Below are 13,444 nucleotides of genomic sequence, written 5' to 3'. Positions count from 1 at the left end.
GATAAAAAAGAAAAATAAATACTGTTATATAACTGAATGTGCATTTTTTAGTTTTTGTCTTATCAAATCATAGAAATATTTGGGTTGAACCAATGGATGCGAGCGCTTGTTATAAGTTAGCAATGGTTTATATAGCCGATTGTCTTACTTCATTTAACGGAGTGGATGAAAGAAGTAAATGTTTAATATCGTTTCAGTAGGTTAGAATGGAAATAAGTTTGAGTGTTAAGGATGTGAGGTAATCCTTCCATTCCATATTTATTAACAGCTTGTTCCAACATTTCTTCTATTTCAGAAGTTTCCATTTCCGTGAATTCAGTCATCTTTTTAGGCACTTTCCTTTTTTGTAGATTGCTATATAAAATTCAACAAAAAGAATATTTTTACCCCTTAATTTAACAATTTTGAAATAATTTTTAATAAATCGTACAAAAGGAGCAAGTGGAATTGATAAGGATCTAGCTAAAAAATTGGACAAAATTATACTGGAAAATGACTATCAGCCTACTGCAATCATAAACACACACAGCCATGCTGATCATTGTGGTGGAAATCACTTTTTTCAAAAAAAATATCCTGACATACAAATATATGCGACTCGATTTGAAACACATTTCATTGAAGATCCTTTTTTAGAACCTCTGTGTTTTTGCTTAGGTGCACTTCCTTTTCAGGAGTTGCGCAACAAATTTCTAGAAGCCAAGCCGTCAAAAGTGACTAATGTGCTGAAATACGAAGATCATACGCTAGATATTGGTGGCCAGTCATTTACAGTTGTAACCTTACCCGGTCATACACAAGGTATGATTGGGATAATATCACCGGACCAGGTTTTATATGTAGGGGATGCGATTTTCGGAGAAGAGACTTTAGAAAAACATGGGATTCTTTTTTACACGGATATTGCTAAAACTAAGGATTCTCTTGAAAAGCTAGAGAGGCTTAATGTTAATAGTTATGTTCTTTATCATGGAGGAGAACGCCTCTCTCTGTCAGAACTTATTGAGGAACATCTAAAGATGATTGAAAAGACGAAAGATTTTATTCTTGAACAAATAGCGGAACACTCTACGAGCCTTGATTTCCTGGTGCAACAAGTGATGAGCCAGTTTAATATAGCTAATAATGTAATTCAACATACACTAACTAGCGCTGTAGTTCGATCTTATATAACAGAACTTCAACAAAGTGGTCAGGTTATCTTGGTTGTTGACAATGGCTTGCTTCAAATACGTCATTCTTCTCAAACAATTGAACCTTGAACTGGCGCAGGATACTAGAAACACCATCGAGCCGCTTTGCGCGGCTCTTTTCCATTTGTTGAGCAAATGACTCCAAAATCGACGGATGCTACCTCTCCCCCCTATTCGTGAAATATTTCCACCGAATTAGGTCGGTTTACTGTCCAGTTTGGCCAATACAGGCGGCTTTTTAAGCGTGGTTTTGCTCCCGCGGCGCAAACCGCCACGGGGCACCATAGAGCCTGTGAATGTGTGGGCCTACTTCCAAAGGAGCATTAAATGTGAAAACGAAAAGTAGATACTTTCCAATTTCTCAAATCGGACAATAGAAACCTTTCAGTAAACATAATATTTTTATGGTTATCTATCATAAGAATTGTGGAAGACCTTGTACCATATTTTTTACTGCTGATGAAAAGTGGCGAAAGAATCCTCTCCCATTCAATACCTACGCCTGTATCTGGCAATTCACTATCTTTTGCCTGTTCCATGTCCGCGAGAATAGAAAACAATACATCATCTTCTATTTTATCCTCTTTTATTGCTTGCCACAGGCGCTGCGTTCCTTTTTTCACCTTAGGCCAAGGCGTATCCAAAATATGGTTACTTAATCCGTGGATGCCTGGCTTTACTTCTTTAATTTCGTTATGTAGCGGTGTATAGTAATAAAGCGATTCGGTATCCCCCACCAACAGGTTAAACCCGTTATATAACCCGCACTCTTGCTTTACTTTTTCGAGATAGACAATAGGCGTATCCGTTCCGGTTAAGTAACCGCTCACGAGATGTCCGCGCGATTTGGCATCAGGGCGCATATGCTTTGGATCGCGATAATTTGTAATGGCAGCAAAGCGTCCGGTACGGGTCACGCCCATCCATGTTCCTCCCTTCTCCAAGTCGCGTCCGCCCAGCACATCGGGTGCATCGTCCCAAAAGGCGGCAGGCGCGGTCGGTCGGTTGTAAAATTCGTCGCGATTAGCGGCAATAATAAGCGGAAATTGCGGATGAACACAGTAAGCAAACAAGATTACGCACATAACGCGTTTATCTCCTTTCTTTATTTGTGCTTTGGGAAGAAAGAAGAATCTCTTACGAATCCTCCCCTTTAGTCGTAAATCATAGATAGGATACGCTCGATACATTCAAGAAAAATTCTATTGTTTTTCTGAACAAATCTGGCGGAAATTGCAAGATTTACAGACGGAAGGATGCCCTGCTCCGGCAAACTGTTCAAGCGGAAGAGGCCGGTTGTAGTATGAGTCTGCCAGGTAGCTTTTCATACTGTTCAAACTGGCTCGGATTTTATGCACGATTCTTTCGATATCTTCCACATCAGGATGGGTACGGGTGCATATGCCATCTAATAAATATTCGGTTCGTACTTCAATGTGTGTAAGCGGTACACTGTAGTATTCATGAATGTACAGCGCGTATAATCGTAATTGTTCCTCATTTTTTTCCGCTATCCTGCCTGTTTTCCAATCGGTAATCACCCATGTTCCGTCACCGCGTCGGTATAATACGTCGAGTTTTACATAAATTTTTTCATCATGAAAAATAAAATCTTTAAGCGTTTCCACTTCCAGTAGTGTAACATCCGGGTTATCGCGAATCTCACGCCAGCTTGTGCTTGCTAACAAATTGGACACACATGTGGTGATTCGGTTGGCGATCACCTCGATGCGTTCGGGCGAAAGCCCCCCTTCGTAATACATTTCATGAAGCATCGTATATTGCTTGGGGTATCCCCACCATCGGTCTTTCTGTTTTGAATCACGATAAGCCGCGTTTAATAGATTACGTATATATGAAATAACCTGTTCTTGCTTTGGGTAAGGTTTTCCCATCTCACGCAGCTCCAATAGTTTCTGTGCAACTGTATGTATAGCGTCTCCAAGCACAATGTATAAATTTTTCATTTGTTTCAAACGATAGGCTGTCTGTGCTTCAGGTGTAGCTGTTAATAACCAGCCTCCATGAGAGCCGTAATAATGATAATAGTATTGCCGCTTGCACGCGTGAAACATCTGATCGCGTGCAAGCGACCACGACCATTCGGGATATGGTCTTGTATGATAGGACATAGAAACCCTCCTCCCTAGATTTTATGCAGTTTCCAGTACAGAAGTTGTTTGTTTTTATTTTTATCAAGCTAACGAAAGTATACTTCTAAAAAGTAAGTGAAATACAGCATAATTCAAGAATAAGTATTTTTGTTTTGATGAAATGCTACCAAAAAATACGGGCGGTTAATCATCATTTTTAATCACAGATGCAACCATTACTTGGTATGTTTAATAATAACAAAATTCTGCACTAACTAAAAATAGTGCAACAATAAAACCTGCTCAGAACTTAACTCCGAGCAGGTTAAATTTTAAAATATCGACTTAATCAGTATCCGTTTTTCAGTATATACATTCAAGTCATCTACAAATGTCGCTTTTAGAAGTACATATTTTCCGACTGTACTACCTGCTTGTACTGTACAACTATTACCTGTTTGGCTTTGAATAGTCGCATAAGGTGTACTTGTACCGTCTTCATTACGAATTGTAATGCTACCCTCAAAAAGCGACGAAAATCAAGCAGCTTTTGTAGAGTATTCTCCCATATATACTTCCAATGGCACCCAATATCCCAAAGCGGAATGAGGGCGCTGTTCGTTATACAAGGTAATATAAGTGCCGGTCGAGACTCCAGGCTACAATACGACGGTCATAGGCATCGATGATGCTGACAAGAGACTTCCATCCCTCACTTGTCCAAATCTTCGTCATGTCAATATGCCAAACTTAATTGGAGGAGTTGATTTGAAAATCGACAGGCTGATATGTGCGCTTGGCTTCATATCGCTTTTGCTTTTGTGTTAAGCCTTCGGCTTTCATCACAGAGTAAACGGTTTTCTGATTGACTTCGATTCCCTGGCGCTTTAGTAAAGCCCAAATTCTACGATATCCGTAGGTAGGATGCTGTTGACAAAGAACACGCACTTTCTCTTGAATCACTGCCTGTTTCGGTCGCACGAAAGTTGCCTTTGCTTTTTGACGGTAAAACGTACTTTTGTGCACACCAAGAAGACGGCATACTTTTTCCACCGACAGGTGGGAATCTTCCACTACCTCAAAGATAAATGCCCAGTGCTCTTCACTCAGATGTCGAACGTTTTTTTTAGCTTTGAAAGTTTTACAGTCAACTTGCCAATAAGTTGCTCATACTCGTCCAACTTTGCTTGAACGGCAGCGTCTTCTTTTGCTGTCTTACGTTGTTTACCCGAAAGGGCAGCCATTCCTCCTTGGATGAACTCATCTTTCCAACGGTAATACAGAGTCTGGCTAATGTTATGTTGTCGGCAAATCTCGGCGATGGATTGTTCCCACTTTAGCCCCTCCATCACAATATTCATTTTCTCCTCTGCTGACCATTTGCGACGTTTCATGTTCCGTTCCCTCCTGTTAACTATAATTGTATCAGAAGGGAGACCTCTACACATCTCATCATCGCATTTTAGATTGGGGCGCTATAAAACTGATTTAAAGTTACTCCTAAAATAAAAAAGAAAGAGTTAGTAGTAGTTCACCAACTCTCCATCATAAATTACATCTTGAATATCAAAAATATTATAAAATAATTATAAACCCCTTAACAACCCATGTTTTTAAATGAGTGTATGCAATTTTAACGATTTTTATTTAAAAGGTTTTTAGTATTGAATCATAAAATGATTTATTGTACCGTTTTCTTTACCCCAAACTTTTGTTATTTTTTTACTATTGAAATTAAAATAATAAAGCATTCTGTTTCTTCCCTCCACTCCCTCTTTATCCTTTAATGTTTTATTACTAGGAGATGCCAAAAAATAAAACCCTTCTTTATCAGGAGAAAAACGCGGTTCAGTGAGAAACATATGGTTTTTATCTTCAACCAAAACTGGGGTTAGTGAGCCTTTATCAATATCAATTTTATAAATAGCTGACTTTCCAACAACCTCCTGTTCGGTAGCTGAAATTAATAAAGTATCACCTTGATTAGATACAGATATTCTGTCAATGCCTTTATTTATCTTACAAATATCCCTTAATTTATTACCATTACTATCATATTCAACAATAGTATACGTTGGGGGGCTTAAAACATATGGATTTGTAGACCTAGCTTGTAATATTTTATCATATAATTCTTTGTTTGAATAAACTACTGCATATACTTTATTAGTCGTTTTACTGTAATCAAAATCTCTTATATTTTTATCCGTGTCATTAGAATCCCAAACATTGAGCCTTTTCTTCTCAATATCATAAGTTGCTAATTGTAAGTTACGATGATTTCCATTAACAACATTCATAAAAATTTTTGAGTCTGCTAATAAAAAATTGTTAATAGCATACAATGAATTTGTTAGTTGAGTTTTTTCACTATTTCTTTGATTTAAATCTTTTTTGAATAATTGAACACTCCCATCCGAAGAACGATAAGGAAAATACATCTCATTTTTTTGTTTATGTAAAACAGCTCTTGGTGCCGTAGTTATATTACTTTCCAAAAGTTGTTCGGTTTGTTGATTTTTTAAATCATACTTATAATAATATGTTACCTGATTTAGATCGGTAAATGTAAATACAATAAAGGATGTGTTTCTTTTAAATAATGTATATCCTCCATATAGGATTAAAACTACAAGAAAAGCAATAGATAAAAGAATAATATATCGTTTATTCATTACGAAATCACTCACTTCCAAGAAATTTAGAATGAGGGAAAGATTTCTTTCCCTCATTTATAAAAAACATTACTTATGGATGTATTTACCTTGAAAACTACCATATGATATTTTCTTACCATTTTTTGTTTTATATCCTGCTGGTACGTTAAAATAATCTCTCATTTCCTCTAATCTGATGTCAAGAATTGCATTAGGTAGTGTTCCTACATCCCATTTTGTTAAAGTATCAGTTTTCCCATCATCCGTTTTTGTTACTATGATTGGTGTTCCAACGTCTGGCTCATCATATCCTCTTTTTGTTGCACAATCTTTTGGCCCCAATTTATGTTTCTCTTGTCCAATTGCGTCGTCATACCAAGTAATGTTTCCATACACATATTGATTACGTATTACTGGAGCCGACATTTGTTTATTATTATCTCCATAATAAACTTCCCCATTTACTTTAATAAAAGCAGGAAGCCCTTGACCATCATATGCTACTCTCATTCCCGGTTGAGGTTTAGGTAAAAATAATTTTTCATTCTCAAAATTAGGGACAATAGCATTGTCTTCTAATTTTAAAGTGTTGTTGTTTTTTGCTGTATTACTCTTCACTTGCTCTAAGTCTTCGACTTCAACATAAAAATCTTCCAAATTTGGTTTGTGAACAATATGCATTTTATTGTTCTCATCATATTCTATTACAACACCCGGCTCCATACTAGCTGGAATAGTTTCAGATGAATGAGATTTGCTTTCAATAATAGTAGGATCGGCTAAAGATGTTGAATTGGTTGAAGTGGCTGATACAACAGTAGGAATCACCAAAGATGCTAATGCACATATAAACAATGCTTTTTTCATTATTAATCTCCTTTCTTTTTTTCTTGTTTTCCCATACATAGAAAAAAATGTTAATTAACACATTTTTAATATAACAAATTTAGGAAAAAAATCAATAGTTTGTTTAATAAAATCATTCTTGTTAAGGTTCACTGAACCTTTGCCCATTTTCGCTTACGCTCAAAGATGGCAGGTCAGACAATGTCATTTTAAGTAAATCTTTCTTCAGCCATTCCATTTCCCAGTAATGCCACGCCTTCATTTCCTCTTCTGTCCATTCGTGTTTATATTCCATGTGTATTACCTCCTATTACTGCTATATCTATAAAATCCCACCCGAATATTTCACTTTTCGCATAGTTTGCTTCTTTCGTCCATGAAAATGTAGCGAATTTCTTAAATATGGTATAATCAGTGAATTTTATAATTGTCATGTATATAAAAACAACATGGTCAAAAGCATATTCTTCCTTATCTAGGTCATTTAAAGTTGAATGGGATCACACCGCAACACATCCAGGATTTGATTCAAACAATGAGAAAAAAAGGGCTTGCAGAAGGAAAGGAACAGTACGATTTGTACACAGCGTATGCGCCAGTTCATTGACCTCTGCTGTTAAACAACAACTTTTGGCTACGAATCCTGCTCATACCGTAGAAAAACCTAAACAAAAAGCGAAGCAATTCAATGTTTGGAGTGAGGAAGAAACAATCCGTTTCCTTGCCGTAGCAAAACAAAGTAGATACTATATTGTATTTTTGCTCGCTATCTATACCGGAATGCGTCAGGGCGAAATACTTGGTTTGCGTGTGCGTGATGTAGATATACAACGCAGAACAATTAGCATTAACCGAATCATGTTGAACAATGGAAAAGGATTTAAAGAAGGAACCAAAACATCAGGAAGTTCCAGAACTGTTGTCTTTCCTTCTTCCATCGTCCCTGACCTTCAAAAAGCCATAGAAGGTAAACAACCCGATGATACTCTCGTAATGACGAGTATTTGTACAACACTAAAACCGAACAACATTACTAGGCGTTTTCGCAACCTGATCGAAGTGGCAAAAGTACCGAAAATTCGTTTTCATGATTTGCGTCATACGCATGCGACCATCATGCTGAAACAAGGAGTACATCCGAAAATCGTAGCAGAACGACTTGGACACAGTCGCACACAACTTACCCTTGACACATATTCTCATGTGCTACCGAGTATGCAGGCGGAAGCAGCAGACAATTTCGGTCAAGTATTGGATAGATATGCTACCAAAAATGCTACCACTTCCGAAAATTAAACTAATACCATAAAATTTAAAATGGTTAGAAAGGTTGATATCACTAAGTTCTCGGCTTCGTTCTCATCAACCAGCCTCCATGAGAGCCGTAATAATGATAATAGTATTGCCGCTTGCACGCGTGAAACATCTGATCGCGTGCAAGCGACCACGACCATTCGGGATATGGTCTTGTATGATAGGACATAGAAACCCTCCTCCCTAGATTTTATGCGGTTTCCAGTACAGAAATTGAAGTTATTTGATGGCGTCCTTCAGACGAATGTTTCGAAAACATGTCGTTTTCTCCCCCTCAAAGAAAGTTTACTTATTTCATTCGACAAAAAAAGCTGGCAGACCTGTCTGAAAGTTAGACTTTGTCTACAAGCTGATAATGTGTAGTCAAAAATCTTATTAGTAACAGGATATGTCTTTCCTCTTGATTTTCTAATATTTTTAAATTACAATTGAACATAACTTTAAAAATAGGAGTTGTCTTGATGTCGGTATTTGTTCTTAACTAATTAATTTTATATGGTTCATTCTGTTGCTTTGGCAAACATCCACTTTTGGAGTGGTTTATTTGTCATGGATACAAGTGGATGAACCTATATTGGTTAAGAACACGACGGCCATCCATGATATTTCATTGACTGCAAACAGCCGTGCTCTTATGCACGGTTTTATTTTTTTACGCGTATGTCAGGAATAGGAACTTTTTAACGCCTATTCCATTCTGGCGAAAGTCGTTTAGCAGTCAATTCCCTAAGAGGGACAGAAGATGGGCTATATGTTCATTTTCTGTCCTTTTTTATTTGGGGTAAAAGTGAAATAACCGTTTGGATGACGTGCGTGCTTTTCCAGAACGAATATAGCACGTTAAAAATATCGATGATAAGAGAGTGATTCCATGAAAAATTATATAGAACAAGCAAATGCAAATGTACGTCTTCAAGAGGGCTCCCGGGTAATCGAGCAACTTTTAGTGGAATGTTATATACGGCCCGGCATTTCCACAAAAGAGCTGGCGCGAAAAACGCTTCTGCCTGTTCCGGTTGCTACCGCGATCAAGAAGGAACTCATGCAGGCAGGTGCTCTAACGCAGGACCGTGGTGTGCATTGTACCCATGAAGGAGTTGCGTATATCGAAAATGAGTTGGGATATGGTGGATTAGACAAAGCCTTATATCAAAAGCTTATGGTCAATGAGACAGATTGGAAGACCGAGCTTGCAGATATTTTATCGTTACTCACAGAATTATTTCAATTACGACCACAAGTTAATGTACAAATTGACCAGTCAAAATGTACACCTGAAACAAGTCTACGTCGGGCGATTCTTTGCCTGAGGGAGCATGCGTTGATCGGAAAGCAAGTTTTGTGTGTTGGTGATGACGACCTGGTCAGTGTGTCGCTTGGCTTTCTTCTCAAACGATTGTTCCCGAACATAAAGAATCAAAAAGCGGCGATTACAGTCGTAGATATCGATAAGCGATTCTTGCGGTATATTCGCGACATAGCGGATCGGAAAGGAATAGCGGTTACCTGTCACTATGCAAATTTACGGCAACCTCTTTCGGAGGAGTTACACGGACAGTACGACTGCTTTTTTACGGACCCGCCTTATACGCTGCAGGGGATGACATTATTCGTTTCCCGCGGAATAAGCGCCTTGAAGAAAGAAAAAGGATTGCCAATCTTTTTGTCGTTTGCCCATAAATCGCCTGATTTTATGTTAGCATTACAGCGTGAGTTTGTACGTATGGGTTTATCACTTAAAGAAATGATTTCGCATTTTAATGAGTATGAAGGAGCGCAGATGATTGGAAATCGGGGACAGATGATCGTTCTCAAGACAACGGAGTTGACATCTCCCGATATTACCGGCTCTTTCGAAGATGTGCTCTATACAGGTGAGGTCAAGCGGACGATACGCACCTACCAGTGTAAGCAATGCAATGGATCGATACTTGTTGGCATTCAGGGAGACTTCCCCACGATTGAGGAATTGAAAAATCAAAGGTGTCCAGATTGCGGAAATGATACCTTTATTTTGATCGCTAAAAAAATCGTATAGCTAATTGTCGGTTTGTTTCAAGTGAATCGACTCAATGATTGTGCGTCACTCTCCGGAGTAACTTTTTTTTGCGTATATTACTTTGTATAACGAACAGCGCCCTTATTCCGCTTTGGGATATCGGGCGCTATTGGAAGTATAATATGAGAGAATACTCTTTCGTCTTATAGAATATCCTCCAAGTACTAATATATAAAGAACAAACTTGCACTTGAGCAGTCTCGTTGGTACGGAAAAAAGCGTAATCATTTCTTATTTGATGAAGGCCTATATATCCTATACTTACTGTTTAGTTTAGTGTCTAAAATTACACGACATAAATACGAAACCATTGAAGAAAGAAAAGTTTCCTTAAAAAAAGCAATAGATAAAAATCGTCGTATTTATTGGCGGTGTTAAGTAACAAAAAAGGACTTCCCCCACCTTGTAGAATAATAATTTTTAAGCCAAAAATTACAGGCCTAGCCCCAATGCTGGGCTTGTAATTTTTTGTTGTGATTTCTTCATTCAACAAGTAAAATGAATCATGCTTCGGATATACCGAAGCCGCGGTTCGCAAAATCCCGCGTTATCAAAACTAGGAGGCATTTTACAATGTATAATTTTTATTTCGGCTTAGTATTTGTCCTGGTCAATTTCTTATTGTTTCTTGTCTGTTACCGTCTATTCGGCAAAGTCGGGCTATACGCTTGGGTTGGCGTAGCGACCGTACTGGCCAATATCCAGGTAGTCAAAACGATCGAATTGTTTGGTTTTGTCATGACATTAGGCAATACGATGTATGGAACAATTTATCTTACCAGCGACCTGTTGAACGAAAAGTATGGGGAAAAGGACGCGAAGAAGGCCGTTTGGTTTGGATTCTTTACTCTTATTATGACAACGATTATCATGCAAATGGTGCTAAAATTTCAGCCGCATGCGAGCGACTTCGCCCAAGAGCCGATGGAAAAACTATTCGGTATTATGCCACGTTTGGCCTTAGGAAGCCTGGCGGCTTATTTCATCAGCCAATTCCTGGATGTAAAAATTTACACTTTCCTAAAAAAGAAATTTCCGAAGCCCAATCAGCTCTGGCTCCGCAATAACGGAAGTACGGTAATCAGCCAATTGATTGACTCGCTCGTCTTCTGTACGATCGCATTTGCCGGTATTCACTCTTTTGGTGTATGGATGGATATTTTCATTACCACATACTTAATTAAATTCGTCATTTCTGTTCTCTCGACGCCTGCGCTGTATGCGGCACGAAGCTTCAAAGTGGAAACGTAACGACGGCTGGGATATTCCAGCCGCCGTATATACCGTAGCTCCAAACGTACCCCATAAAGAAAGAGCCATGCAAAAAGCGCATGACTTCGTAGAAATGACCTACCGGTATATTTTATCTTGCTTTTTTTTCCATCCCCGCCTCACTATGTCGCTTTTTAGCTTGAATGCGCGTATTCTCCGCTTCCCAGAACATTTTTCTTTCCGCTACTACTTTCTTTTTTTCATCTTGTTGTACAGCTTTGACGAATGAAAGAATCAACAGCAAGGTTATAAAAACAAGCGGCAATGCAGTTAAAATACTTGCTGTCTGAAGCGTTTCTAACCCGCCAATAAACATAAGAACCATCGGAAGAAGCGAAAGCGCGAATGCCCAGAACATTCGATTCCAACGCAACGGGTCATTATCGACGCGCTTTTGGGTTACTGCTGCAAGCACATAAGCGGAAGAATCAAACGTAGTCGCCAAGAAAATAATAGCCAGTATACAAAATAATGGTACCATTATCTTATTGAAAGGTAGCGTATTCATCACGCTAATAATCGCCGTCGGCGCACCGCTTTCTTGCAAAATACTCAATACAGGAAGGATATCATTTAACTGCAAATATATTGCATAATTTCCAAGGATAACAAAATATACAGTACAGCCTATCGTTCCCCATACAAGAGTGCCGATAATCATCTGGCGAATGGTACGACCGCGCGAGATACGAGCAATAAATAATCCTACAAACGGCGAATATACAAGCCACCATGACCAGTAAAACATCGTCCATCTTTCCGGGAACCCTGATTTTGTAATTGGATCCGTCCATAAACTCATTCGCAAAATGTTGTCCAGTAATAAGCCTACGCTGTTCGTTCCCATTTTTAAAATAAAAAGGGTCGGACCGACGACAAGAATAAAGGTCAACAGCAAAAAAGTCAGTACCATGTTCATATCGCTCAGCCATTTAATCCCTTTTTGTAATCCGGAATACGCGCTAAAAGAAAAAATAATCGTCACAATCAATAATACTCCAATGTTTAAACCGAATGATTCCGGAATTCCCGTCATTTTGCTAATGCCGGCTGAAATCATCGGCGTACCCAGACCGAGCGTCGTTCCGGCAGCTCCCAGCAATCCAAACATAAATAAAATATCGATCATTTTGCCGAGAATACCATCTGCCGCCTTGCCGATGAATGGCCGACACGCTTCGCTGATTTTCAATACGGGCTTCTTACGAACGTGGTATAAATATGCAATCGGTACAGCAGGCAGGCAATAAATCGCCCATGCTGTCGGTCCCCAGTGGAAAATGCCGTATGTGGCGGCCCATTCGATCGCTTCCGTAGAACCGGGTTGCAGACCGAATGGCGGACTTTCATAATAATACGCCCATTCAATCGTTCCCCAATACAAAATACTGGCACCGATCCCCGCGCAAAATAACATAGAAGCCCAGCTAAAAGTAGAAAAAGCCGGACGTTCTCCGGGCTCACCCAATTTAATCGTTCCATATCGTCCGTAAGCGACCCACAAAAGAAAGAAAAATACACCGATTCCAAGCCAAAGATACGAAATCCCGAAGGTGTTAGTAAAAAACTTACTGGCCGCCGTTAACATTTCACCGCCTTTCTCAGGGTATAGCCCCAGTGGAATGCAAACGGCGATCAGTACTACAAAAGTGATGGTAAACGTAATCCAGTCCATTTTTTTTGCTTGCATCTGCTCCTCCTTACATTTTCAAATGACCATTCGGTAGAGTAAAAGGGGTATACTCCCCCTATTATCCTTTTCCCACTTTTTCTATAACTGAAACTGTATTTATATACCATATGCCAAACAATGAAAAAGTGATACTCCACAAGGAGCGTCAGGATATTACGGCGAAGCGAGCCTGCGAGTTTTTCTGGTTACACCTGTAGAAGTTATTGACACATGCTTCACCATCGCTTATAAACGGACATACACTTTCGCTACCCATATGGCTTTCATATTGATGAGGGGGCTCCATTTGTCTCTACACTCAATTCAAAGCTTTCCTT

Annotated in this window: 13 protein-coding genes; 4 read left to right on the top strand and 9 right to left on the bottom strand. The window is 38.9% G+C overall.

Annotation, left to right across the window (positions count from 1 at the left end; translation table 11 throughout):
- Nucleotides 1-470: 470 nt before the first annotated feature.
- Nucleotides 471-1,262, top strand: coding sequence for an MBL fold metallo-hydrolase (locus tag K3F53_RS08965; RefSeq protein WP_057898896.1), 792 nt, complete (start codon nucleotides 471-473; stop codon nucleotides 1,260-1,262).
- A 254-nt stretch (nucleotides 1,263-1,516) separates the two neighbouring features.
- Here K3F53_RS08965 and K3F53_RS08960 read toward each other — a convergent pair whose 3' ends face one another.
- From K3F53_RS08960 to K3F53_RS08930, 7 genes are all read right to left on the bottom strand, one after another.
- A complete protein-coding gene (locus tag K3F53_RS08960; protein WP_057898897.1) occupies nucleotides 1,517-2,278 on the bottom strand; it encodes an NRDE family protein in 762 nt (253 codons plus the stop codon).
- 117 nt (nucleotides 2,279-2,395) lie between these two features.
- Nucleotides 2,396-3,325 (bottom strand): PD-(D/E)XK nuclease family protein, encoded by a 930-nt coding sequence (locus K3F53_RS08955; RefSeq protein ID WP_057898898.1) that lies wholly within the window; start codon nucleotides 3,323-3,325, stop codon nucleotides 2,396-2,398.
- A gap of 711 nt (nucleotides 3,326-4,036) precedes the next feature.
- Nucleotides 4,037-4,360 (bottom strand): IS3 family transposase, encoded by a 324-nt coding sequence (locus K3F53_RS08950; protein ID WP_175493564.1) that lies wholly within the window; start codon nucleotides 4,358-4,360, stop codon nucleotides 4,037-4,039.
- A 32-nt stretch (nucleotides 4,361-4,392) separates the two neighbouring features.
- Complete coding sequence (locus K3F53_RS08945) at nucleotides 4,393-4,680, bottom strand: transposase (protein ID WP_057898900.1); 288 nt, start codon at nucleotides 4,678-4,680, stop codon at nucleotides 4,393-4,395.
- 264 nt (nucleotides 4,681-4,944) lie between these two features.
- Nucleotides 4,945-5,961, bottom strand: coding sequence for a hypothetical protein (locus tag K3F53_RS08940; protein WP_057898901.1), 1,017 nt, complete (start codon nucleotides 5,959-5,961; stop codon nucleotides 4,945-4,947).
- 69 nt (nucleotides 5,962-6,030) lie between these two features.
- Entirely contained in the window at nucleotides 6,031-6,810 is a 780-nt protein-coding gene (locus tag K3F53_RS08935) for a hypothetical protein (protein WP_220560548.1), read from the bottom strand.
- 121 nt (nucleotides 6,811-6,931) lie between these two features.
- Nucleotides 6,932-7,084 (bottom strand): hypothetical protein, encoded by a 153-nt coding sequence (locus K3F53_RS08930; protein WP_156424042.1) that lies wholly within the window; start codon nucleotides 7,082-7,084, stop codon nucleotides 6,932-6,934.
- Nucleotides 7,085-7,203: 119 nt separating this feature from the next.
- On the opposite strand from K3F53_RS08930, the gene K3F53_RS08920 reads away from it, so the two are divergent.
- The gene (locus K3F53_RS08920; protein ID WP_156424043.1) at nucleotides 7,204-8,085 is read left to right on the top strand and encodes a site-specific integrase; all 882 of its coding nucleotides are present in this window, start codon (nucleotides 7,204-7,206) and stop codon (nucleotides 8,083-8,085) included.
- A gap of 43 nt (nucleotides 8,086-8,128) precedes the next feature.
- Here K3F53_RS08920 and K3F53_RS08915 read toward each other — a convergent pair whose 3' ends face one another.
- The gene (locus K3F53_RS08915) at nucleotides 8,129-8,272 is read right to left on the bottom strand and encodes a hypothetical protein (protein WP_156424044.1); all 144 of its coding nucleotides are present in this window, start codon (nucleotides 8,270-8,272) and stop codon (nucleotides 8,129-8,131) included.
- A 702-nt stretch (nucleotides 8,273-8,974) separates the two neighbouring features.
- On the opposite strand from K3F53_RS08915, the gene K3F53_RS08910 reads away from it, so the two are divergent.
- Nucleotides 8,975-10,141, top strand: a complete 1,167-nt coding sequence (locus tag K3F53_RS08910; RefSeq protein WP_091260205.1) for a bis-aminopropyl spermidine synthase family protein — start codon at nucleotides 8,975-8,977, stop codon at nucleotides 10,139-10,141.
- Nucleotides 10,142-10,735: 594 nt separating this feature from the next.
- Nucleotides 10,736-11,413, top strand: a complete 678-nt coding sequence (locus K3F53_RS08905; RefSeq protein ID WP_057898905.1) for a queuosine precursor transporter — start codon at nucleotides 10,736-10,738, stop codon at nucleotides 11,411-11,413.
- Nucleotides 11,414-11,525: 112 nt separating this feature from the next.
- Here the strand turns inward: K3F53_RS08905 and K3F53_RS08900 are convergent, their stop codons facing one another.
- Nucleotides 11,526-13,124, bottom strand: coding sequence for a BCCT family transporter (locus K3F53_RS08900; protein WP_091260203.1), 1,599 nt, complete (start codon nucleotides 13,122-13,124; stop codon nucleotides 11,526-11,528).
- Between the last annotated feature and the right edge of the window lie 320 nt (nucleotides 13,125-13,444).

Origin of the sequence: Aneurinibacillus thermoaerophilus (genome assembly GCF_019603355.1) — a bacterium.
GTDB lineage: Bacteria > Bacillota > Bacilli > Aneurinibacillales > Aneurinibacillaceae > Aneurinibacillus > Aneurinibacillus thermoaerophilus.
The sequence above is the reverse complement of the archived record's forward strand: the minus strand, read 5'-3'. Positions and strand labels throughout refer to the sequence as shown.